The sequence below is a fragment of the Agrobacterium larrymoorei genome (assembly GCF_013322225.1).
Taxonomy (GTDB): Bacteria; Pseudomonadota; Alphaproteobacteria; order Rhizobiales; family Rhizobiaceae; genus Agrobacterium; species Agrobacterium larrymoorei_A.
Genome location: NZ_JAAMFB010000028.1, coordinates 1 through 24,470, shown reverse-complemented (window position 1 = coordinate 24,470; position 24,470 = coordinate 1). Strand labels below are relative to the sequence as shown.

Genomic DNA, 24,470 nt, shown 5'->3' with positions numbered 1-24,470 from the left:
TCACTTTATCACCTTTAAGGACGGAATATCGTTGAGCGTGGGAAGTCGATAGCGGATATGACATCTGTCCGGCCCGCTTCGTTCGACGTCCACATCCACGCCGAAAACATCGCTTATGAGCTCCGGTGTAAAAACGCTGCATGGCTTGCCGAGCGCAACAAGCTGCCCAGCCTTCATGACCGCGATGCGGTCGCAGAACATCGCCGCATGGTTGAGATCGTGAAGCGCTGCGGCGACCGTCAGGCGCTGTTTGCGCACCAGATGAAGAAGCGAAATCTGGTGGCCGATGTCGAGATGGTTCGTCGGCTCGTCCAACAGGAGGATTTTCGGCTGCTGCGCAAGGGCACGGGCAATGTGCAGGCGCTGCCTCTCCCCGCCCGAAAGCGTATGCCACATGCGCTTGCCGAAGCCTGCCATGTCCACATCCACCAGAGCCTGATCCACGATGGCGTCACCGATTTTGGACCACGGCGAAAACGCACCGAGATGGGGCGTGCGACCAAGCTCGACAGCCTGCCGGGCATTTATGCGCTCCTGCGTTTCGGCCTGCTGTTCCACAAGAGCGATACGGCGGGCGATATCGCGTCGTTCCAGCGTATCCATCGCTTTTCCGTCCAGCGTCACATCGCCGGATTTTGGTTTCCGCAAGCCAGAAAGCAATGCCATGAGGCTCGTCTTGCCTGACCCGTTTGGACCGACAATTCCGAGAAATTCGCCCTCGACGATATCGAGGCTTACATCTTTGACGATATCGACACCGCCAGCAGTCCAATAGAGATTTCGTGCTGACAACATCAGACGGTCCTCCTGCGCTGGGAAAGAATGAGCGCGAATGCGGGAGCGCCAAAGAGTGCGGTAATGACACCGATAGGCAGGACTTGCCCTGCGATGATGGTCCGCGACAGAATATCGGCTGCGATCATGAAGATCGCTCCAATCAATGCGGATGCAGGCAAAAGACGTCCGTGACGCACGCCGACGACCATGCGGGCAGCATGGGGAATGACAAGCCCGATGAAACCGATGGAGCCGACGATGCTGACCATGACAGCCGTCATCAGCGCTGAAACACCGGTGAGAACGATATAGACGCGACGCACAGGAATGCCGAGAGACGCAGCGGATTCGGACCCGAAAGTGAAGGCATCCAAGGCCCGGGCGTGCCACAGGCAGACAACGAGGCCGAATAACGCCACCGGCAGCGCCAGCGAAACATCCGGCCAGCGAACACCTGACAGGTTGCCGAGCAGCCAGAACATGATGCCACGCGCCTGTTCCGCATTCGCGGCTTTGGTAACGATGAAAGAGGTCAGCGCGTTGAACAGCTGCGAGCCTGCAACGCCTGCCAAAATGATGGCGCTGTTTCCGCGCCCGGCCCTGAGCGCAAGCAGGCTGACCAGCGCGAAAGCGACGAGCGCGCCAAGAAATGCACCTATTGGCATAGTCAGCATGCCTGCCCCGAAGCCGAGAATGGCGACACCGACCGCACCGGTGGATGCACCTGCCGAAATGCCGAGGATATAAGGGTCGGCCAGAGGATTGCGCAGTAGCGATTGCAGCACGACGCCCGAGAGCGCCAGGGCCGCACCGCAACAGGCGGCCACCACCGCGCGGCTGAGCCGGTAGTTCCAGATAATACCTTCATCGATGGCATCCAGCGGATAACCCGCGTTCCAGAGCCGGTTGGCGACGGTCTTGGCCACCACATCCATAGGGATCGAAGTCTCCCCGATAGATGCCCCGAGCCAGAGCGCGAAGATGAGGCACCCGGCCGCAACAAGCGCGGCACGGATGTAAAATAAGGGAATCTTCATCGGATCACTTCGAAAGGCCGAGCTGAACGATCTGGTCAGCCAGCACTTCGATGCCGTCGATGGTGCGGATCGTCGGGTTCATCGCCTGCGCATCCATCACCACGACATGGTTCTGCTTGACTGCCGGCATAAGGCTCGTGACCGGGTCTTCCTTCAGAAACTTCTGCTTCACGGCGACGTCGTCGGCTGGAAAGCGACGGCGATCCATCTTACCGGCAACGATGATCGTCGGCTCAGACTTAGCAATTGTTTCCCAACCAACTGTCGGCCATTCTTCATCGCTATCAATGACGTTCTTGATGCCAAGTGCGGACATGATGTAGCCCGGCGCGCCGTTCTTGCCAGCAACATACGGGTCGATATCGAGTTCGGCACTGGAGAACCAGAAGACGGCGGAAAGCTTGCCATCGACAGAAGCTATCTTCTTACGGGCAACGTCTTCACGGGCCTTCAGATCGACCACCAGCTTTTCACCACGATCCTGCACGTTGAATATCTCGGCAAGCTCGGAGATTTCCTGATAGATCAGGTCCATGGTGAAAACGGAATGGCGTACGCCATCACCACCGCCGCTATTGTCCTTGCCAGTGCAATCGGCCGGAGACGTGTAAACGGGAATGCCGAGTTCTTCGAACTGCTCCGGCTTTGCAACGATGCCTTCCGGTCCGACATGCCACTGGAACTGTGCCGTTACCAGATCGGGCTTTTTGGTAAGGACGCTTTCGAAGCTTGGATCGTTATCCGCCAGACGCTCGACCTTGGCATCTGCATCTTCATACCCCTTTAAAACCGGGCCAATCCAGACAGCGGTGCCGACAACTTTGTCTGCGAGACCAAGCAGATACAGAATTTCCGTCGTGCTCTGCCCGAGAGACGCGGTGCGTTGTGGAGCATGCTTGAAGACAACGTCCCTGCCGCAATTTTTGAGTGTCAACGGATACTGCGTTTCCGCTGCTTGTCCCGTTGAGGGAAACCCTGCCATGGACGCCATGGCAAAAGCAGCGGCCAACAATACCTTCTTCAAATTAAATCTCATTTCCCGATAGTCCCCGAAATCGTCAGCAGCGCAGTCAATGCGCTGAGCTGTTATATGAATAAACACTCACGCCGCAGACGCGCGCAGGGACAGGTTTCGAAACCGGGAAAAAGGCAGATTGAGTGTTGCGCTTCGCAGCGCGAAAATCGATCATGACGTCTCCTGTTCAGGGCATCCCCGCCCGTGACATTGGAATGAACTCGCGACGGCAGGTCTCCTGGCTCGCAGATAATCGTCTCACCTGCCTTCCCACGAAAATTCGCAGTGGCCTGACGCATTGGCATGCGCCACAAGGGTTCGACAATCCGCTTACAGTTGCGGGGGCAGCCACGGCATTGATCCCGAAAGATCGCACCGCGTTCCCTATTATTCCTAACGATCACTCGCTTGGAACCGTCGCAACCAGATAGAACTATTCCCAACCCTCCGTCAAGCATGATTTTGTAATGTTATTACATATCAATTGCAAGCCATAAAAATGTGCTGACCGGTCATACCAGTCAGCACACTGAGCAGATCATACCAGACTGGAAATCGACTACGGCAAGGCGTAGGCGATGACGTAATCTCCTGGCTTCGTTCCTACAGAACCATGCCCGCCAGCGACGATAACGACATATTGCTTACCGTTCAGAGCGTAGCTCATAGGTGTAGCTTGACCGCCTGCCGGTAGACGCGCCTCCCATAATTGTTTTCCAGTCGTCAAATCATAAGCGCGTAAATAGTCATCCACGGCGGCACCAAGGAATGCAACGCCTCCCTTGGTAATCATCGGACCACCGATGCCGGGAACGCCGACTTTGAAAGGCAATGGAAGCGGGGTCATATCATAGACGGTACCGTTCTTGTGCTTGTAGGCAATGTCGCCGGTTCTGAGATTGGCGCCAGCGACGTAACCCCACGGTGGTGCCTGGCATGGGATACCGAGAGGTCCAAGAAACGGACCCATAAACACACCGTAGGGAGCTCCGTCATTTCGGTTTAGGCCCTGTTCGCTGCCCTTTTCATCCTGACCTTTCGGCGGGATTTGAGCGCGGGGAACGAGTTGAGAGGTGAATGCCAGATAGGTCGGCATTCCAAACATGACCTGACGTTCGGGGTCTACCGCAACGCTGCCCCAATTGAATGTCCCGAAATTACCGGGATAGACGATCGTGCCATTCAAGGACGGTGGCGTATATCTACCCTCATAGTTCAACTGGTGGAATTTGATACGGCATGCCAACTGGTCGAACATGGAGACACCCCACATGTTCTTTTCCTGCAGAGGATCCGGCTTAAAGCTCAGGGCAGATGTTGGCTGGGTCGGCGCTGTAAAGTCTTCCGGGATAGCGCCGCCTGGCGCTGGTTCTTCGGTGACGGCAAGAATAGGTTCACCGGTTCTGCGATCAAGCACGTAGATGTCACCCTGCTTCGTAGGGCCAACAAGCGCGGGAACAGTCTGTCCGTCTTGCTTTGTGATATCCAGAAGTACAGGCTGGGCAGGAACGTCCATGTCCCAGAGGTCGTGATGAACGGTCTGCCGAACCCATCGATCCTGCCCGGTATTCACATCCAGAGCCACGATTGATGAGGAGTATTTCTCAACACTTTCGCTGCGACCCATCCCGAGCTGATCCGGCACCTGATTGCCGAGCGGTATGTAGACCAGTCCAAGCGCTTCATCGACGCTGAATACCGACCAGCTATTCGGGGAGTTGGTTGTGTAGGTTTGACCTGCGGGGAGCGGCCGTGTCTGTGTCGGGTTTCCGGAATCCCAATTCCAGATCAGTTCTCCGCTGTTGACATCGAAAGCGCGGATGACGCCGGATTGCGAATGCGTCGAGTAGTTATCGTTTACGGCACCGCCGATGATGATCTTGTTTCCAACCACAGCTGGCGGTGAGGTTGAATAATAGTATCCGGCGGGATTGTATTGCATTCCCGCTTCCAGACGCAGCGTTCCTTGATCAGCAAACGACGTGCAGACCTGACCCGTTGCCGCATCCAGCGCGATCAGCCTTGCATCAGAGGTTGGCAGGTAAACCCGCTGGGAGCATTGAGCTCCAGCTTGCGCGTTCGGCTCCGCATAATAGCTGACGCCTCGGCACGTTTGATGCTGGCGGTCGGGATTAAGACCAGCATTGGGATCGTACTTCCACTTTTCTTTGCCCGTCGCAGCATCGACTGCAATGGCCCAATTATGTGGTGTGCAAAGATAAAGGGTGTTGCCGATTTTGAGGGGCGTGACCTGATAGGTTGTTTCACCTACGTCTTCAGGCAGCTTCACGTCTCCGGTCTGATAACGCCAAACCTCCTTGAGATCGCCGACATTCTCGGTCGTGATCTGTGCCAGGGGCGAGTAACGCTGGCCGTAATTGGTGCGGCCATACTGGTGCCATTCGTCATCAGGCACCGGGTTTCCGTATGAGGGAGAGTTGGACATCACCTCTGTCGAAAGCTCACCTTCGAGGTCGTGCGGGTCCTGCGTCATCGCGAATGCAGCAACTCCGATGGACGCGATGACGACGGCAAGAAGCGGAACGGCATTGGCGCCATAACGAATGCCCGTCGGACTGACGAAGCCAAGAGGCTTTCTGATCCATGGCATCAACATCCAGACCCCCACGAGGATTATGAATCCTCCGCGCGGGCCTAGCTGCCACCAATCGAACCCGACCTCCCAGATCGCCCAGAGTAGCGTAACGAGTACGAAAAGGGCATAGAAGTGCAAAGCGGTCTTGTCCCGCCTGAACAAAAGGACGGCAGTCAACACGAATGCCAAACCGGCAAGCAAGTAATAAACACTACCACCCAGCATGACGAGTTGTGAGCCGAAGCCACAAATTGCCAGGCCAATCAGCGCCAGAACGACCGCAGTGAACGTAACTGCCATGGAAAGATGCCCCCTATGGTACCCAAGCGGACAAACAGCCATGGGCCGAAAAAAGTTCCCGGCAAATGCATTTTTCTGTCTTTTTGTAGGGAACTTATCTTAGGAAGACGAAATACAAAGGCCCGATCGCGAGACCCTCACGCAAAAATCGGCCTTTTGACATGCGACTCCGGAGATATAGCGCAGAGTCTCGAATAGCGGCTCGTCATTTCGTCCGGCGGAATAAAAACACCGTTCACGACCATCGGTTCGATGGAAAGAACACGTACAACGGAGTGGTCAAGGCCAAGCGCATCAAACGCTACAGCCGATTCAAGTATGAGCTGAAATGGTCGGTAGGGTGCAGCTTTCCTACGAGACAGCGATCACAAACTGAAATCGTTGAAAGCTGAGACCGACCCCTCTTTGCCGACCTGCGAAGCGATTAGAGCAGCCAGCAGTATTCGAGCCTGGCCGGGACGTAGCGTTCTTGAATGGATCGCGCCCACAGCCGCCATATCGTAACCGCCGCCGCCGCCGCCATAACCGGCAACGAGAGCGCCAACGGGAACGCGGCTCGAGACCACGACCGGTACGCCTGCGTCACCACAACGTTTGACCGCCTCGACAACTTTCGGATTGGCGTTGCCAGAACCCAGTCCAGCGAGAACTATGCCGTTTGCTCCTGCCATCAAGCTTGCGTCAATATGCGTCGCCTCACATCCGGGATGGATTGCCACGACATCGACCCGGACATCCCTGACCGAACCCGAAAACGCAGGGCTTTGGGGACAGAGTTCAGCGCCAGCCAGCCCAAATGCATCACGTTCATCCGACGACTTTTTATAAAGCCCCCACGCTGGCAGCAGCTTTCCACCGAAGCAGAGCAGAACGCCCTTATCGCTATTAACGATATCGGCGGCGGCCTCTATGGCTGCGGCAAGATTTTCCGGACCGTCGGGCTGTGGATGATCTGCGGTAAACTGAGCACCGGTAAAGATGACAGGCTTCGAGAGCTTATGCTGAAGGTGAACAAGCAGGGCGCTTTCTTCCATGGCATCGGTACCATGAAGCACGACGACACCCGAGACCGCAGGGTCTGCCAGCTGAACCGCCACGGCATCGCTGATGTCCTGCATATCGGAAATGGTCAGGCTGGACGAGTCCTTCGCCATCAGGTCCACAAGACGCAGGTGTACGTCTGCGCGGAGCCCCGAAAGAAGCGCCTCCCCCGAAAGGGAGGGCTTTGCCGCGCCGGTTTCGTCGCGCTTGCTGGCAATGGTGCCGCCGGTGGCTATGACAGCCACCAGCGCTTCATCGATTACGCTCACCATCCGACTCACTGTTGAGCCTGCGTAGCATCGGCATTTAACGCCTGAGCTTTCGACAATTCGTGAATACGACTTCTCAACAGATACCACCCCCCTACTAGGACTGGAACGATGACGATGAGAGACCCGACAGTCCAAGTGCCCGCGGGATAATCAAGCGCCATCAGCACCAGAACGCTGAAGAGGAAGACAAGCGTCAGGATGCCGGTGTACGGCGCGCCGATCATGCTGAAATCTGGACGTTTCATCTTCCCCTGCCGGGCAAGATACCACAGCTTGAGCTGGCATAGCACGATGACACCCCAGGCGCAAATGATGCCAAGTGCTGCAACATTAAGCGCAATTTCAAATGCGGCAGCCGGGACCACGGCGTTGAGGATGACACCGATAACGGTGACGACTGCGGTAACGGCAATGCCTCCATAAGGGACGCCAGCCTTGTTCATCTTTGCCAGAGCAGCCGGTGCAGAGCCGGAAAGCGCCATAGAATGAAGAATACGGCCAGTCGAATAGAGACCTGCATTCAGCGAAGAAAGAACAGCCGTCAGCACGACGAGGTTCATGACGATATCTGCGCCCTGCACACCAATCGACCCGAAGAATGTCACGAACGGGCTCTCGCCAGCCTTGTAAGCGGTATAAGGCAGAAGCAGCGTCAGCAGCAGTACGGAACCGACATAAAATACCAGCAGGCGGAAGACGACGGTGCGAATGGCCTTTGGAATAATCTTGCGTGGATCTTCCGTCTCGCCTGCCGTCGTGCCGATCAACTCGATGGAAGCGTAAGCGAAGACGACACCCTGTATGATAATGAAGGCGGGCAGGATGCCATTCGGGAAGAAGCCGCCATTATCGGTGATGAGACTGAAGCCTGTTACATGACCGTCGATAGGCGTTCCGAAAATAACGAAGTAGACACCTACGATCAGGAACGTGAACAGAGCGACGACCTTGATGAGGCTGAACCAGAACTCAAGCTCGCCGAACACCTTGACCGAAAGCATGTTCATGCCAAGGACGATGACCAACGCGGTCAAGGCAAAGACCCATTGATCGATACCCTGCATCCACGGCACATATTGCTTGAAGAAGTTCATGTAGATCGCAACCGCAGTCACGTCAGCGACAGACGTCATTGCCCAGTTGAGCCAGTACATCCAGCCGACGGCAAAGGCCATCTTCTCTCCGTAGAACTCCCGCGCGTAAGACACGAAAGAACCGGAGGTCGGGCGATGCATGATAAGCTCGCCAAGCGCACGAAGCACCAGAAACGCGAAAAACCCGCAAACGGCGTAAACGAATATGAGAGCGGGACCGGCAGTGGCCAGACGCCCACCAGCGCCGAGGAAAAGTCCCGTACCGATTGCGCCACCGATGGCGATCATCTGAACCTGACGTGGCTTGAGGGCCTTGTGATATCCAAGCTCTTCCTGAGCTTCGATCTGGCGTTCGCGCTTCGCCTGCGTTAAATCACTCACTACTTTTGCTCCTCCCTGAGAGACGTGTCTCGCTCAGCACCAGAACAACCAATTCTGATGTTCCGCGACTGAGCTCAGCCTTAAAATTCAATATTCAATAAATTCGGGAAGCAAGACGCTTCCTGTAATGCTGCATGACAGATTCGGTCGCTTCATTATCGATCCTCCCCGAACTCGTCAAGCGCAACCAGCCATTGACGACAATCCGAAGCAGAGATAGACAACTGATTAAATCTGTCAAGCAGCTTTACAGATATGACGATTAGACCATCGGGAGGATAGAATGGACGATTTGCGCAATGAAAAAGATCTTTTAGGCATAAAGGGCATTCCCGCAGAGGCATATTGGGGCGTCCACACGGCGCGCGCGGCGGAAAATTTCCAGATCAGCGGGACGACCATCGGCCGCTATCCTTACCTCATTCGGGGACTGACCTTCGTGAAGGAAGCGGCCGCCAAGGCAAATCACGAACTCGGGCTGCTGGATCTAGAGCGGCTGAATGCCATCATACAAGCCTGCCGTGAGATCAGGGACGGGGCTCTGCACGAACAGTTCATAGTAGATGTGATCCAGGGTGGCGCGGGTACCTCTACCAACATGAACGCCAATGAAGTCATCGCCAACCGCGCTCTGGAAATCCTCGGGCATTCGAAAGGCGATTACGGAAGGCTGCATCCCAACGACCATGTTAACCTTAGCCAGTCCACCAACGACGCCTACCCTACCGCCATCAACATCGCTTTGATTGAATCCATAGATGAACTCGCGGCATCCATGCTTGTTCTTCAGGACTCATTCGAGCGAAAGGCCAAGCAATTCGATGGCGTTCTGAAAGTCGGACGCACACAACTGCAGGACGCTGTGCCCATGACATTGGGGCAAGAGTTCCGCACGTTCGCGGTAATGATTGGCGAGGACCGCGCGAGACTGATCGAATCAGCGGCTCTTCTCCATGAAATCAATCTGGGCGCGACGGCCATAGGCACCGGGTTGAACGCGCCGGCAGGCTATGCGCAACTGGCTTGCCAGTATCTTGTGCAACTGACAGGCAGGCCTCTCGTTACAGCTGCCGATCTCATCGAGGCGACACAGGACCCCGGTGCTTTCGTCCACCTGTCAGGCGTCCTCAAACGGGTTGCAGTCAAGCTTTCCAAGACCTGCAACGATCTGCGCCTGCTCTCCTCCGGCCCCCGGGCCGGGATTGGCGAAATCAACCTGCCGCCTGTGCAAGCTGGCTCCAGCATCATGCCGGGTAAAGTTAACCCGGTCATTCCCGAAGTCGTCAATCAGGTCGCCTTTGCGGTGATCGGCAACGACATCACGGTTACGATGGCCGCCGAGGGCGGGCAGCTTCAGCTGAATGCTTTCGAGCCAATCATCGTCCGGTCGCTTTCAGAAAGCATTTCTCAACTGAGCGCGGCGTGCCGCACACTGGCAGAGCGGTGCGTCGACGGCATTACTGCCAACATCGACATCATGGCACGGCGTCTGGAAGAATCCATCGGCCTCGCCACCGCCCTTAACCCCCTGATCGGCTATTATGCGGCAACAGAAGTTGCGCAAGAAGCGCTGGCAACCGGGAGAACCGTACCACAGGTCGTTCTGGAAAAGGGCTACATGAGTGCAGAGGAGCTGGTTGCCGCACTGAAACCGGAGCTTCTTGCGAACATCGCTGCGACACTTGATGATGCCTCCAATGAGAAGTTGGCGACCCTTCCAGCGGCATGAATATTATTGATTGATGCTTGCCCGGACCAGTGACATCGCGTCTGGGCAAGCGATCATGCAGGATCGAACCTCAGCCGGCCTTGGATTCGTCACCCATGATTGCCGTGACCACCTGTTTGACTTTTCCGAGGTGGGCTTCCATCGCGTTACGTGCAGCCTCATCCGATCCAGACGCTATCGCTTCAGCAATTTTCCTGTGTTCGACATTAGAAGCAGTACGTCGGTGAGCCATCAGGTTGAGAAGCTCGGACTGTTTGCTGACCGACTCGCGCGCATCCGCAATCACCTTGACGAACAGGGAGTTTCCAGACGCTTCCGCTATGGCGCTATGAAATTCAGAGTCCAGACGAACCCATTTATGAAGATCCTCCTGGACGTCCATTGCATCGCATAGTCTCAGTATTCCGCTAAGTTGCGCCTCACTGCGACGCACGGCAGCCCAGCCAGCGGCCGGAACTTCGATGAATGGTCGCGCTTCGATCAAGTCACGGGCGGAATAACCGCCGTAACGCAATTCGGGCGACGGCGAATCGGTCAACACAAAAGTGCCGCTGCCAGTTCGCGTCTGCGTCATGCCCAATGTCTGCAAGGAGCGAAGCGCTTCGCGCACGATGGGCCTGCTAACACCGTAATGTCCCGCAAGATGTGTTTCAGAGGGAAAGCGCGTGCCAATAGCCAATCGTCCGGACACGATTGCCAGCCTCAGATCTTCAAATACCGCCTCTGCCGCACTCTTGCGATTGATCGGATTTGTTTCAGATAACCAATCCATACTTAAGCTCATCATAGTAACTTTTATAAACAGGGAGAGGTTGTCAAGTCGTCGGACAGGAGTAGTGAGCTCGCAGTACGAAAGATAGAAAAATAAACAATTTGTCTAATTTTTAATCACGATGAAAAATGTTGCTAATCGACGCCCGTTGCGTCATTGATGCGGCTATGACGCTTCGTGATCTGACCATACTCGTGATCGATGAAAATGCTATCCGCGCCTCGATTATCGAGGAGGGACTGCGGGAGGCTGGCCATGATCGCGTCACGGTTATTCATGAAGTTCACGGCGTGGCGCGAATCATCGAGACGCTGTCTCCCGATGTGATCGTCATCGACCTTGAAAACCCCAACCGTGACATGATGGAGCACCTGTTCCAGCTGACGCGTACTGTAAGCCGACCGATTGCAATGTTCGTAGATCGCTCCGATACCGCCTCTATCGAGGCGGCGGTCGAAGCAGGGGTGTCGGCATATATCGTCGATGGCCTGAAGAAAGAGCGCGTCAAACCCATCCTAGACATGGCCGTCAGCCGCTTCAACGCCTTCAGCCGCCTGCAAAGGGAACTGGCGGAGGCAAAATCCGCACTTGAGGAGCGCAAGGTGATCGAGCGCGCCAAAGGAATTTTGATGAAGATGCGAGGCCTTTCCGAAGAGGAAGCCTTTGCCCTGCTGCGCCAAACCGCAATGAACGAGAAGAAGAAGCTGTCCGAGATCGCGCAAAGCGTGGTCACGGCTGCCGGATTGCTGATGTGACCGGCAGACACCGGACAAGGAGTGAATGCCATGACGGTAATTGATGATCTCAAGGCCAGACAATCCGGCCTCGCCGCGCCAGCCTTGACCGGCAATGACCGGCAGCGGACGCTGCGTGCAGGCTTCATTCCGCTGGTGGATGCATCCGTCCTGATCGCCGCCGCTGAATTCGGCTTTGCAGAGAAGGAAGGGCTGAAGCTCGATCTGGTAAAGGATGTTTCTTGGGCCAATGTCCGTGACCGGCTTGCCTTCCGCCAGTTCGATATCGCCCACATGCTGTCTCCAATGCCTGTCGCCTCCATGCTCGGCCTCGGCTCCAATCCATCCCCTACGATCACACCCTTTTCGCTTGGTCGTGGCGGCAATGCCATCACGCTTTCCACGCGCCTGTTCGAGCGAATGCAGACGCTGACAGGCCTTTCTGCCACGGCTGGCGCGCTCGAAAATGCGCAGAGCTTTAAGCGTGTGCTGGACGACATGCGGGCAAAAGGCGAAGCCGCGCCGACGCTTGGCATGACCTACCCCTTCTCCTCCCACAATTACGAGTTCCGCTACTGGCTAGCCGCTGGCGGTATTCACCCGGACAAGGATGTGAAGCTGGTCGTCGTGCCTCCGCCCTTGACTTCCGATGCACTGGCCGCAGGCGCTATCGATGGCTTTTGCGTTGGCGCACCGTGGAACATGATTGCCTGCGAACGCGGCGTGGGGAAGATCGTGGCGGCAAAGCAGGATATCTGGCCCTCCGCACCGGAAAAAGTCATCGGCATGCGGCCGGATTGGGCGGATGCGCAGCCGGAAAGCGTCGCAAGATTGCTGGTGGCACTGGATGCCGCCGCCCGCTGGTGCGACAGGCCAGAAAACCGTGACGAGCTGAGCGCAGCACTCGCCGATGTCAGATATATCGGCGCTCCCCAGGATATTATCCGCCGCGTTCTCGGCGGTGAATTCAGCATCGACAGCCTCGGCAACCGCCGGGTCATAGACAACTATTTCCAGTTCCACGATGGAAACGCCAACTACCCTCGCCCCGGTCAGGCGCTGTGGATCTACAGCCAGATGATCCGCTGGGGGCAGACCACCTTTTCGCAGGAAGGCATGACAGCAGCTTCATCCGCCTACCGGCCCGATATCTATCGCACCGCCCTTGGCGCGGCATCTGCGCCGGATATGGAGAGCGCAAGCGAGCCGTTCATGGACGGAATCTCCTTCGATCCAGCCAATATCGAAGCCTATGTCGAACGCTTTCCCGTCAGGAACCTACCGTTCGAAGGTGTGGAAAACGGCGACAGCTGATACGCAGGCTGCGCAAAATTAAAGCGCAGCCATAAATCCAGAGCTTAAATTATAATCCAAAATTCTTCGGCTCAAAAAATAAGCTTCATTCTTACCATCATTAATTTCCGCGTAATTACAGCACCTTATCGCCAAAAATCAAAAACTGGCACGGTGCTTGCATCTCATAATTCGCTCCGGTCAACGGCGATCGGAGCAGCAGGGCGCGCGATAAGCGCCTTCATACGACACAGACGTCGCAAGGTTTGCAGCCCGGAACTCTCCTCCCGTTCCGATGGCAGCAACACCGAGCGGCGTTTTTTTATTTTCTGCCTTCGCAAAGGACACGCCACCCAAGAGGCGGCCAAAAAAGGGGAACAAGCGAATGAAAAAAATGCTTTCCAGTTCGATCAGCCGCCGCGCGATCCTGAAGACGTCTGCCACTGCGGCGCTCATCACCGCCGTTCGCACCGCGTTCCCATCCGGCGCCTTTGCTGCGACATCCGAGCCGGAAGTCAAAGGCGCGAAGCTCGGCTTTATCGCCCTCACCGACGCGGCTCCGTTGATCGTCGCTTCTGAAAAAGGCCTCTTCGCCAAGCATGGCATGCCGGATGTCGAAGTTCTCAAACAGGCATCCTGGGGCGCAACGCGAGACAATCTCGTTCTCGGCGGCGCTGCCAACGGTATCGATGGCGCGCATATTCTGACGCCGATGCCCTACCTCATCCACACCGGCAAGGTGACACAGAACAATGTACCGGTTCCGATGGCAATCCTTGCGCGTCTGAACCTCGACAGCCAGGGCATTTCCGTTGCCAAGGAATACGCCGACACCGGCGTTCAGCTGGATGCCTCCGAGCTGAAGGCCGCGTTTGAAAAGAAGAAGGCAGAAGGCAAGGAAATCAAAGCGGCCATGACCTTCCCCGGCGGCACGCATGATCTGTGGATCCGCTACTGGCTGGCCGCTGGCGGCATCGACCCGGACAAGGATGTCTCCACCATCGTCGTTCCGCCTCCGCAGATGGTTGCCAACATGAAGGTCGGCAACATGGATGTGTTCTGTGTGGGCGAGCCGTGGAACGAGCAGCTCGTCAATCAGGGCATCGGCTTCACCGCCTGTACCACCGGCGAGCTTTGGAAGGGCCACCCGGAAAAGGCGCTCGGCATGCGCGCCGACTGGATCGAGAAGAACCCGAATGCCGTCAAGGCAATCCTCATGGCCGTGATGGAAGCCCAACAATGGTGCGACAGCATGGACAACAAGGAGGAAATGTCCGCAATCCTCGGCAAGCGCCAATGGTTCAACGTTCCGCCAAAGGATGTGCTGGGCCGCCTGAAGGGCGACATCAATTACGGCAATGGCCGCGTTGCCCACGGCACCGATCTCCAGATGAAGTTCTGGAAGGACGGCGCATCCTATCCGTTCCAGAGCCATGACAGCTGGTTTGTTGCCGAAAACATCCGCTGGGGCAAGTTTGCGCCTGACACCGACATCAAGGCGCTGGTTTCGCAGGTGAACCGCGAAGATCTGTGGCGCGCAGCGGCAAAAGACCTCGGCGTATCGGCTGCGGATATTCCCGCCTCCTCATCGCGCGGCAAGGAAACCTTCTTTGACGGAAAGGTTTTCGACCCGGAAAACCCATCCGCCTATCTCGAAAGCCTCAGCATCAAGGCCGCCTCCTAAGCCGCTTTGGCCCCTCGATGAGAGGAGCCTCAAAAGCGCTTGAGAAAAACAAATGACCGGAAACAGGACTGAAACCATGACCGCAACAGCCCGCAAGACAGACAGTACGGCCATGACCGCCGCCCTCCCGAAAGGCGGCGGTACCGTCATTGCCATTCAACGCCGCCCTGCCCCGGCTTTGCCCTTGAAAAAGATCGGCCTTGCGGTGGCCCGCAATGTCGTGCCCCCGCTGGTCGTACTGGTGGCGATGCTGGGCATCTGGCAGCTGCTCTGTTCCAGCCCCGGCGCAACGCTGCCGCCGCCAAGCCAGGTGTTTCAGGAAAGCTATGACCTGATCGCCTATCCGTTCTTCGTTTACGGTTCGCAGGATATCGGCCTTGGCTGGCGCGTTCTGGTTTCGCTGGAGCGTGTGGCATACGGCTTTGGCCTTGCTGCGGTTGCCGGTGTCATCATGGGTGCGATCATCGGCCAGTCCGTCTGGGCCATGCGCGGTCTCGACCCGATCTTTCAGGTGCTGCGAACCGTGCCGCCGCTGGCATGGCTTCCGCTTTCGCTGGCCGCTTTTCAGGATAGCAATCCATCCGCCATCTTCGTGATCTTCATCACCTCCATCTGGCCGGTCATCATCAACACCGCCGTCGGCGTGCGTAACATCCCACAGGATTACCGCAACGTGGCGCAGGTGCTGCGACTGAATCAGCTGGAATTCTTCTACAAAATCATGCTGCCGTCCGCCGCACCCTACATCTTCACCGGCCTTCGCATCGGCGTCGGCCTGTCGTGGCTCGCCATCGTTGCGGCTGAGATGTTGACGGGTGGTGTGGGCATCGGCTTCTTCATCTGGGATGCGTGGAATTCGTCGCGCCTGCCCGACATCATCGTCGCGCTCGCCTACATCGGCGTCGTCGGCTTCGTGCTGGACAAGCTGGTTGCGGCACTCGGCAAGATCATCACTCGCGGCGCAGCGACCAACTGAGGAGGAACCCATGAACGCCTATCTCAAACTCGATCATGTCGACAAATATTTCGACAAGGGCGGCAGCCGCGCCGAGGTACTGAAGGGCATAAACCTCACCATCGACAAGGGTGAATTCGTCTCCGTCATCGGACATTCCGGCTGTGGCAAATCCACCATGCTGAACCTCGTCGCAGGTTTGACCAAGGTTTCCTCCGGCGTCGTGCTGCTAGAAAACCGTGAGGTGAACGAACCCGGCCCGGAGCGCGCCGTCGTCTTCCAAAACCACAGCCTGCTTCCGTGGCTGACGGTCTATGAAAACGTCAATATCGGCGTAGAGAAGGTCTTTCGCTACACCAAGTCCAAGGCCGAGCGCCATGACTGGGTGATGCGCAATCTCGATCTCGTGCAGATGGCGCATGCCAAGGACAAGAAGCCGTCCGAAATTTCCGGCGGCATGAAGCAGCGTGTCGGCATTGCCCGGGCGCTCGCCATGGAGCCGAAAATCCTGCTGCTGGACGAGCCCTTCGGCGCGCTGGATGCACTGACCCGCGCCCATCTGCAGGATGCGGTGATGGAAATCCACGCGCGGCTCGGCAACACCATGATCATGATCACGCATGATGTGGACGAGGCCGTTCTGCTTTCCGACCGCATCGTCATGATGACCAATGGTCCCGCCGCCCATATCGGCGAAATTCTCGATGTTCCGCTCACGCGCCCGCGCAACCGCATCGAGCTAGCCTCCGACCGAACCTATCTCAAATGCCGCGAAGCCGTGTTGAAGTTCCTCTACGAACGTCACCGCTTCGTCGAAGCTGCGGAGTAATACCATGGCACAAAAACTTGTTATTATCGGTAATGGCATGGCTCCGGGCCGCATGCTGGAAGAACTGTTCGAAAAGGCACCCGGCCAGTTCGACGTCACCATTTTCAACGCCGAACCGCGCGTCAATTACGACCGCATCATGCTCTCGCCGGTTCTCTCCGGGGAGAAGACCTATGAAGACATCATCATTCATGGCGATGGCTGGTACATCAACCACGGCATTACGCTCTACAAGGGCCACCGCATCGTCAACATCGACCGCGATGCCAAGACGGTAACGTCCGATCAGGGCGTGACGGAAAGCTATGACAAGCTGGTCATCGCCACCGGTTCCGTGCCGTTCATCATTCCGGTTCCGGGAAAAGACCTCCCCGGCGTCATCACCTACCGCGATCTGGATGATGTGGATGCAATGCTGCTGGCAGCGCAATCGCGCGAAAAGGCCATCGTCATCGGCGGCGGTCTGCTGGGGCTGGAAGCAGCAGCCGGTCTTGCCATGCGCGGTATGGATGTGACCGTTCTGCATGTAATGCCCACGCTGATGGAGCGCCAGCTCGATCCGGCTGCGGGTTATCTGCTGCAAAAGGCAATGGAAGATCGTGGCATCAAGGTCATCACCAAGGCCAACACCAAGCAGATCGTTGGCACCGATAAGGTGGAAGGCATCGAGCTGGATGATGGCCGCATCATTCCGGCAACGCTGGTGGTCATGGCTGTCGGTATTCGTCCAAGTGCCGGTCTGGCGAAAGAGGCTGGTCTTGCCGTCAACCGCGGTATCGTCGTGGATGCGGGGATGCAGACATCGGACGGCGATATTCTCTCCGTCGGTGAATGCGCCGAGGTGGACGGAATGGTCTATGGCCTCGTCGCGCCGCTTTACGAAATGGCCCGCATCGCCGCTTCGCATCTGGCAGGCGATACTTCGCCTGCCTTCGTCCATGCGGATACGCCGACCAAGCTCAAGGTCACCGGCATCAACCTCCTCTCCATCGGTGACTTTGCCGATGGCGATGACCGTGAGGAAATCGTGCTGCGCGATGCCACCGCAGGCATCTACAAGCGCGTTATTCTCAAGGACAACCGCATCATCGGAGCGGTCCTTTACGGTGAAACCGCGGATGGCGCGTGGTTCAACGACCTGAAGAAAAAATCGACCGATATTTCGGAAATGCGTGACACCCTTATTTTCGGCCAAGCCTATCAGGGAGGGTCTCCGCTGGACCCTATGGCGGCCGTTGCAGCCTTGCCGGATGATGCGGAAATCTGCGGCTGCAACGGCGTTTGCAAGGGAAAAATCACCTCCACCATCACCGGCAAAGGCCTGACCTCTCTGGATGATGTGCGCGCCCACACCAAGGCCTCCGCCTCCTGCGGCAACTGCACCGGCCTTGTGGAGCAGCTGATGACGCTGACGCTGGGCGACAGCTACAATCCAACCGCCGTTCAGCCGATGTGCAAATGTACCGATCTCGGCCATGACGATGTTCGCCGTCTGATCAAGGCCAAGGGCCTGAAAACCATCCCTGCTGTCATGCAGGAACTGGAATGGAAGACGTCCTGCGGCTGCGCCAAATGTCGCCCGGCGCTGAACTATTACCTCGTCTGTGACTGGCCGGATGAATATGCCGACGATTACCAGTCCCGCTACATCAATGAGCGCGTCCACGCCAACATTCAGAAGGATGGCACCTATTCCGTCGTGCCGCGCATGTGGGGCGGCGTGACCAATGCAGGCGAGTTGCGCGCAATTGCCGATGTGGTCGACAAGTTCGAGATACCTCTCGTGAAAGTCACCGGCGGCCAGCGCATCGATCTTCTCGGCATCGAAAAGGAAGACCTGCCCGCCGTCTGGGCCGATCTCGGCAAGGCCGGGTTCATCTCCGGTCAGGCCTATGCCAAGGGTCTGCGCACCGTCAAAACCTGCGTCGGCCAGCAATGGTGCCGCTTCGGCACGCAGGATTCGACCGGCTTCGGTATTCGCGTCGAAAAGTTCATGTGGGGTTCCTGGACACCGGCGAAGCTGAAGCTTGCCGTTTCCGGCTGTCCGCGCAACTGCGCCGAAGCGACCTGCAAGGATATCGGCGTGATCTGCGTCGACTCCGGCTTCGAAATCCACTTCGCCGGTGCCGCCGGTCTGGACATCAAGGGCACGGAAGTTCTGGGCCTCGTCAAAACCGAGGACGAGGCGCTGGAGCATATCGTGGCGCTGACGCAGATGTATCGCGAGCAGGCCCGCTATCTTGAGCGCATCTACAAATGGGCCAAGCGCATCGGTTACGACGAGGTTCGCCGCCAGATCATGGACGATGCCGAAAAACGCAAGGGCTATTACGAGCGCTTTGTCTTCAGCCAGAAATTCGCGCAGGTCGACCCGTGGTCGGAGCGTGTGTCTGGCGAGCACAAGCACGAGTTCAAGCCCATGGCGACCATCGGTTTCAATCAAGCCGCAGAGTGACCGCTTGGCCGAAAGGCCAACGGCGCAGAGCGCTGGGTGGGGCGAGATGGAGGAGATTTCGCCCCACCCCACATTTCAACCGGACACAGGATGACGACAATGAATTGGGTCGAAATCGGCAATATTTCCGACATTCCGCTGCGCGGCGCGCGCTGTGTAAAGACACCATCCGGCAAGATCGCCGTCTTCCGCACGGCAGAAAACGAGGTCTACGCCATCGAAGACCATTGCCCACACAAGGGCGGTCCGCTGAGCCAAGGCATCGTGCATGGCGCATCGGTCACCTGCCCGCTGCACAACTGGGTCATTTCGCTGGAGACGGGCAAGGCGCTTGGCGCCGATGAGGGTGCTGTGCGCACGATTCCGGTTCGCAACATCGACGGGCAACTATCGATTGCCATCGAAAGCCTCATGATCGCAGCGGAGTAACCATGGCAAAAGAGGTCAAGACCACCTGTCCCTATTGCGGCGTCGGCTGCGGCGTCATCGCCAGCATCGATGATACCGGCGATGTCTCCGTAAAGGGTGATCCTGACCACCCCGCCAATTTTGGACGGCTCTGTTCCAAAGGCTCTGCACTGGCGGAAACTATCGATCTGGATGGGCGTCTGCTTTACCCGCAGGTGTATGGCCAGCGCGTACCGTGGGACAATGCGCTCGACCTCGTCGCTTCCAAATTTTCCAAGGCCGTTGCCGAACATGGCCCAGATTCCGTTGCCTTTTACGTCTCGGGCCAGTTGTTGACGGAAGATTATTATGTCGCAAACAAGCTGATGAAGGGCTTCATCGGCTCGGCCAATATCGATACGAATTCGCGGCTGTGCATGTCGTCTTCGGTCGCAGGCCACCGCCGTGCTTTCGGTTCGGACACCGTACCGGGGCTATATGAAGACCTGTTTACCGCCGATCTCGTCATCTTGACCGGCTCCAATCTCGCATGGTGTCATCCCGTGATCTATCAAAGGCTTGCAGCGGCGAAAGCTGAGCGACCCGACTTAAAGGTCGTGGTGATCGACCCGCGCCGCACCATGACTTGCGACATTGCCGATATGCATCTGGCTATCCGCCCGGATGGCGACGTGGCACTGTTTACGGGACTGCTCGCACATCTTGCAGACGGTTCCGCAATTAACGGCGTCTACATCGAAAACTTCACGAACGGTTTTGACGGCGCGGTGCAATCCGCAATGGAATTCAGCCTTGGCGAAATTGCAGAGGCGACGGGTCTGACGACTGCCGAACTCATTCAGTTTTACGAGCTTTTCGAACGAACGGAAAAGGTCGTCACCTGCTACAGCCAGGGCGTCAACCAGTCTGCAAGCGGTACGGACAAGGTCAACGCCATCATCAACTGCCATCTGGCAACAGGCCGCATCGGCAAGCCGGGCATGGGGCCGTTCTCGCTAACCGGTCAGCCCAATGCCATGGGTGGGCGCGAAGTGGGTGGCTTGGCCAACATGCTGGCTTCGCATATGGCAATCGAAAACGCCGACGACCGGGAACGCGTGCAGCGTTTCTGGAAAGCGCCCACGATTGCCAGAAAACCCGGATTAAAAGCCGTCGATCTCTTCAAAACGGTCGCGGATGGCAAGATCAAGGCACTCTGGATCATGGCAACTAACCCCGTCGTGTCCATGCCGGATGCAGGCGCCGTAGAGGCGGCACTTAAAACCTGCCCCTTCGTCGTCGTCTCAGATATGTTTGGCACAACGGACACCGCCCGTTACGCGCATGTGCTTCTCCCTTCGCTTGGCTGGGGTGAAAAAGACGGTACCGTCACGAACTCCGAACGTCGCATTTCGCGCCAGCGTGGCTACCTCGATGCCCCCGGGGAGGCGACCGCCGATTGGTGGCAGCTTGCGGAAGTTGCCAAGCGGATGGGCCATGTGGACGCTTTCACTTACTCTGGTCCATCGGAAATATTTGCCGAACATGCCGCTCTCTCCGCATTTGAAAACAACGGTTCGCGTGATTTCGATATCGGAGCTTTTGCTGATGTATCGGCAACGGCATACGACGAAATCTCTCCCGTCAATTGGCCACAGCCAGCATCCGGCCAGCACCAGACCACACGCTTTTTTGCCGATGGCAAATTCTACCATGAAGATGGAAAGGCACGTTTCATCGCTCCTGCTTTCCCGCAGACGCAGCGCACCGACCCGAATTTTCCGCTGACCCTGAATACGGGCCGCATTCGCGACCAGTGGCATACCATGACGCGCACCGGAAAGAGCGCACGCCTCTCTTCCCATCTGGCCGAACCTTTTGCCGAAATCCATCCCCGCGATGCAATGGATGCCGGTATCGAGAGTGCAGATCTGGTGGAGGTGGAGAGCTCGCTTGGCAAGGTGATCGTCCGCGCGCTGGTGACGCAGCGGCAGGCGCGGGGCAACATTTTCGTGCCAATGCACTGGAATGATCAGTTTGCAGCCAACGCCCGCATAGATAAGCTCGTGCCATCTCTGACCGATCCATTTTCCGGCCAGCCAGCATCGAAAAATGTGGCGGTCGTGGCACGCCGTTTCAAAGCGAAAGCCTATGCCTTTGCAGTTATGAGCGAACGCCCGCAAGCGCCGGATTGTGCATATTGGGCCTTGGCGAAGGCGGATGGTGGCTATCGTTTGGAACTTGCCTTCGAAAACACGCCGGAAGACTGGATAGTTTGGTCGCGCGGTCTTTTCGGCATCGACCCGCATATTGAACCGCTGGGCTATGCCGATAGTCGATCCGGCGATGTTCGCCTCGCCTTCTTCGATGGCGACAGGCTGCTGGCGGCACTGTTCATCGCAAATAAACCGGTTGCAGTTGCACGCAACTGGGCAGTCTCTCAGCTCTCGACCCCACATCAGGACTTGAGAACACGCTTTTCACTTGTCGCCGGTCGTCCCGGCGCGGATAAGCCGGATCCTGGCGCGACGGTCTGCTCCTGCTTTAGTGTCGGGGTGAACCAAATAACGGCCGCCATTCGCGATGGCGCTCACACGGTTGAAGCCATCGGCAAATGCCTGAACGCTGGCACCAATTGCGGCTCCTGCCGTGCAGAGATACGCGGCATCATCGACGGCTGCATGAAAACAGCCGCCGAGTAAACGCCACACCGTCCAATTGACAGAAGGACGCCGCGCGCATATCACTTTGCGCACTTCCGAGGGGAGCATCGAACGATGCTGAGATGGCGCTGAGCCGGACCCTTGAACCTGATCCGGGTGACGATCGCTACTGTTTTAATTGATTTCTCAGCCTTTTTATAAAGCAGCTCATTAGCAATTTCATTAGCAATTCGCCGCTAATTGAAGCAATGCTGCACCGGATTTAGACTTGCATTCCAGAAGGTGCTCACAAGGTCTCGATGCCGAGTTCCTCGGTGCGTAAATGGATCTTTTTTGTCACGGTGGTATTAGTCGTCGGAAACACGGCTTCCGCTAGACCTCGTGCCCGACGTCAAGTTTTGTAGCAATTTGCGTGGCATGTGAGGGTCGTTCAAAAACGTGCCCACACGAGAGAATGGAGCCGCCGTCTGTACGCGTCGACAGAGGGTGGACAATTTTCAGACCACTCTCCTCAAATCAACTTTTGCGTGTTAGCGTAGGTGGCAATTGGGGGCTTCGATGGCGATTCAGCTTGGTAGCATTTCTTTTGATGAGACAGTTGTAATTAGGCAGATGAAAACCGATTTCAGGGACGATTGGTTTCCTGATCCCATCGGATATAACGATTTTATTTCAGGGGGTCTGCTGCCGAATATAATTTTGGAAAACTTCCAAAAGAACCACGGTACATATACCCCCGCGCAGGCGCTGTTGCTGAACGTCCCAAAGAGCAATTTTACGCTTAGAGGCTGCCTCAAAAAGAGGTGTGTGATTTCAACAGGTTATGATTCCTTCGGATTTGCGAGATTCGATGGAGTTCAGAATGGCCTGGAGCGAAATCACCCGTCGGCAATATGCCCGGCGAACGGCACGATACGCAAGCGATATGACAGATGAGGAATGGGCACTGGTTGAGCCTTTTCTGCCCATGCCCCGCCGCCTGGGTCGCCCGCGGACCACGGATTTGCGTGAGGTCGTCAACGCCCTGCTTTACATCGCCACGACCGGTTGCCAATGGCGAATGCTGCCGAAGGATTTTCCGCCCTGCTCGACAGTGCAGCGCTATTTCTATCAATGGCGGGCATTGGGGCTGTGGTCCCGCATCAACCATCATCTGGTAATGGAGGCCCGCGAACTGGAGGGCAGAGAGGCCTCACCGACGGCCGGTGTCATCGACAGCCAGAGCGTCAAAACCACGGAAAGCGGTGGTATCCGGGGCTATGACGCGGGAAAGAAAACCAAAGGCCGCAAGCGTCATATCATCGTTGATACACTTGGTCTGATGGTCGGCCTCATGGTGCACAGCGCGGATGTCCAGGATCGCGATGGTGCTCCCGATCTCCTGAATTCCATTCGCTACAGGTGGCCGTGGCTGCTGCACGTCTTCGCCGATGGTGGTTACGCGGGCGACAAGCTGAAGCGGTGGCTCAAGAAGATCGGGCGCTGGACGATTGAAATCATCAAGCGCTCGGACAAGGCGAAAGGCTTTGAGGTCCTGCCACGGCGCTGGGTCGTCGAGCGCACCTTCGCCTGGCTCGGCAGATGTCGCCGATTGGCCAAGGACGTCGAAAAGTCCATCGCCTCATCAGAGGCCTGGATCATGATCGCCCACATTCGCCTCATCACCAGGCGGCTGGCAAGGTATGGATATCGTTGAAGACTTTTCGAGTCAGACTCTTAGATATGCCTTGGAAACAAGTTTTACCGATCGCGCAATCTATCATTCCTTGGCAATGCATCTCCTTCCATTTTACGATCGAACGATATCCCAATGGGTTTTCAGCCATAGAGCAAATGGAAGTGCAGTTGGTGATCGAAGCGACTCAAAGTACGTGTTTAGAAACGGAATACAGGCGTGGAATGACTTTCTTGGCTGCGTTCAGTCAGCAATCAAGCCCGGAACAGTCCTTCTTTCTACCGATCTTGCAAATTACTTCGAGAACATCAACCTCAAAAAGTTAAAAGACATTATGTTGGAGTCGGTTCCGTCATTGGATGCCGACGCCGGGCAAAAATCTCAGCTTCGCCAATATATCGAGCAGTTATTTAGTTGTCTGTCATCTTGGTCGTTTAATGTCGAAAGGGGGCTACCGCAGAACCGTGACGCATCGTCATTTCTCGCAAATGTTTATATGCGATCCGTTGATCAAGTTATGCTGGAAAAAGGATATACCTATTTTCGGTATATGGACGACATAAAGATCGTTTGTCCATCTGAGGGTGCCGCCAAGCTCGCCTTGAAAGAACTAATCTTGGTACTGCGTCCACTTGGACAGTTCGTGAACGGCGGAAAGACAGAGGTGGCTCGGAAAATCTGCACAGCTAGGATAAGTGGAATTTCTGCCTGACTTCAGCTTAAATGCTGAGAACAGGAGATACCATGACGAGACGACCGCGCCGGAACCATAGCCCGGCTT

19 protein-coding genes and 1 riboswitch are annotated in these 24,470 nt (G+C 56.6%); of the genes, 12 read left to right on the top strand and 7 right to left on the bottom strand.

The features are described from left to right. From G6L28_RS18045 to G6L28_RS18020, 6 genes are all read right to left on the bottom strand, one after another. A complete protein-coding gene (locus G6L28_RS18045; protein WP_174065246.1) occupies window positions 1–798 on the bottom strand; it encodes an ABC transporter ATP-binding protein in 798 nt (265 codons plus the stop codon). Next, window positions 795–1,814 carry a FecCD family ABC transporter permease gene (locus G6L28_RS18040; RefSeq protein ID WP_174065213.1) on the bottom strand — a complete coding sequence of 340 codons (1,020 nt, stop codon included), beginning with the start codon at window positions 1,812–1,814 and terminating at the stop codon, window positions 795–797. Before G6L28_RS18040 ends, G6L28_RS18045 begins: the two co-directional genes overlap by 4 nt. 4 nt (window positions 1,815–1,818) lie before the next feature. Then, window positions 1,819–2,805 (bottom strand): ABC transporter substrate-binding protein, encoded by a 987-nt coding sequence (locus G6L28_RS18035; protein ID WP_425292690.1) that lies wholly within the window; start codon window positions 2,803–2,805, stop codon window positions 1,819–1,821. A gap of 235 nt (window positions 2,806–3,040) precedes the next feature. Next, window positions 3,041–3,263, bottom strand: a riboswitch (cobalamin riboswitch). Between the two features lie 125 nt (window positions 3,264–3,388). Continuing rightward, entirely contained in the window at window positions 3,389–5,725 is a 2,337-nt protein-coding gene (locus G6L28_RS18030) for a glucose/quinate/shikimate family membrane-bound PQQ-dependent dehydrogenase (protein WP_174065211.1), read from the bottom strand. A gap of 365 nt (window positions 5,726–6,090) precedes the next feature. Further along, window positions 6,091–7,035, bottom strand: a complete 945-nt coding sequence (locus G6L28_RS18025) for an asparaginase domain-containing protein (RefSeq protein ID WP_337795776.1) — start codon at window positions 7,033–7,035, stop codon at window positions 6,091–6,093. Window positions 7,036–7,043: 8 nt separating this feature from the next. Then, window positions 7,044–8,513: an amino acid permease gene (locus tag G6L28_RS18020; RefSeq protein WP_174065209.1), complete on the bottom strand. Its 1,470-nt coding sequence runs from the start codon at window positions 8,511–8,513 to the stop codon at window positions 7,044–7,046. Between the two features lie 283 nt (window positions 8,514–8,796). Between G6L28_RS18020 and G6L28_RS18015 the strand changes: the two genes are divergently transcribed. Beyond that, a complete protein-coding gene (locus tag G6L28_RS18015; RefSeq protein ID WP_174065208.1) occupies window positions 8,797–10,242 on the top strand; it encodes an aspartate ammonia-lyase in 1,446 nt (481 codons plus the stop codon). Between the two features lie 70 nt (window positions 10,243–10,312). Here G6L28_RS18015 and G6L28_RS18010 read toward each other — a convergent pair whose 3' ends face one another. After that, complete coding sequence (locus G6L28_RS18010; RefSeq protein ID WP_425292689.1) at window positions 10,313–11,026, bottom strand: FadR/GntR family transcriptional regulator; 714 nt, start codon at window positions 11,024–11,026, stop codon at window positions 10,313–10,315. Window positions 11,027–11,181: 155 nt separating this feature from the next. Here G6L28_RS18010 and G6L28_RS18005 point away from each other — a divergent pair, with 155 nt between their 5' ends. From G6L28_RS18005 to G6L28_RS17955, 11 genes are all read left to right on the top strand, one after another. Further along, window positions 11,182–11,769: an ANTAR domain-containing response regulator gene (locus tag G6L28_RS18005; RefSeq protein WP_174065245.1), complete on the top strand. Its 588-nt coding sequence runs from the start codon at window positions 11,182–11,184 to the stop codon at window positions 11,767–11,769. Window positions 11,770–11,799: 30 nt separating this feature from the next. After that, window positions 11,800–13,062, top strand: a complete 1,263-nt coding sequence (locus G6L28_RS18000; RefSeq protein ID WP_174065206.1) for a CmpA/NrtA family ABC transporter substrate-binding protein — start codon at window positions 11,800–11,802, stop codon at window positions 13,060–13,062. A 364-nt stretch (window positions 13,063–13,426) separates the two neighbouring features. Next, window positions 13,427–14,725, top strand: a complete 1,299-nt coding sequence (locus G6L28_RS17995) for a CmpA/NrtA family ABC transporter substrate-binding protein (RefSeq protein WP_174065205.1) — start codon at window positions 13,427–13,429, stop codon at window positions 14,723–14,725. Window positions 14,726–14,801: 76 nt separating this feature from the next. After that, window positions 14,802–15,701, top strand: coding sequence for a nitrate ABC transporter permease (ntrB, locus tag G6L28_RS17990; protein WP_174065204.1), 900 nt, complete (start codon window positions 14,802–14,804; stop codon window positions 15,699–15,701). 10 nt (window positions 15,702–15,711) lie between these two features. Continuing rightward, window positions 15,712–16,509: an ABC transporter ATP-binding protein gene (locus G6L28_RS17985; protein WP_174065203.1), complete on the top strand. Its 798-nt coding sequence runs from the start codon at window positions 15,712–15,714 to the stop codon at window positions 16,507–16,509. A 4-nt stretch (window positions 16,510–16,513) separates the two neighbouring features. After that, entirely contained in the window at window positions 16,514–18,964 is a 2,451-nt protein-coding gene (gene nirB, locus G6L28_RS17980) for a nitrite reductase large subunit NirB (protein ID WP_174065202.1), read from the top strand. Between the two features lie 99 nt (window positions 18,965–19,063). Continuing rightward, complete coding sequence (gene nirD / locus G6L28_RS17975; protein WP_174065201.1) at window positions 19,064–19,393, top strand: nitrite reductase small subunit NirD; 330 nt, start codon at window positions 19,064–19,066, stop codon at window positions 19,391–19,393. A 2-nt stretch (window positions 19,394–19,395) separates the two neighbouring features. Continuing rightward, the gene (locus G6L28_RS17970; protein ID WP_174065200.1) at window positions 19,396–22,053 is read left to right on the top strand and encodes a nitrate reductase; all 2,658 of its coding nucleotides are present in this window, start codon (window positions 19,396–19,398) and stop codon (window positions 22,051–22,053) included. Window positions 22,054–22,572: 519 nt separating this feature from the next. Continuing rightward, window positions 22,573–22,950, top strand: coding sequence for a hypothetical protein (locus G6L28_RS17965; protein WP_174065199.1), 378 nt, complete (start codon window positions 22,573–22,575; stop codon window positions 22,948–22,950). Beyond that, window positions 22,877–23,710 carry an IS5 family transposase gene (locus G6L28_RS17960; RefSeq protein WP_174065198.1) on the top strand — a complete coding sequence of 278 codons (834 nt, stop codon included), beginning with the start codon at window positions 22,877–22,879 and terminating at the stop codon, window positions 23,708–23,710. Before G6L28_RS17965 ends, G6L28_RS17960 begins: the two co-directional genes overlap by 74 nt. Continuing rightward, window positions 23,697–24,401: an RNA-directed DNA polymerase gene (locus G6L28_RS17955; RefSeq protein ID WP_174065197.1), complete on the top strand. Its 705-nt coding sequence runs from the start codon at window positions 23,697–23,699 to the stop codon at window positions 24,399–24,401. Before G6L28_RS17960 ends, G6L28_RS17955 begins: the two co-directional genes overlap by 14 nt. The last annotated feature ends 69 nt before the right edge of the window (window positions 24,402–24,470 follow it).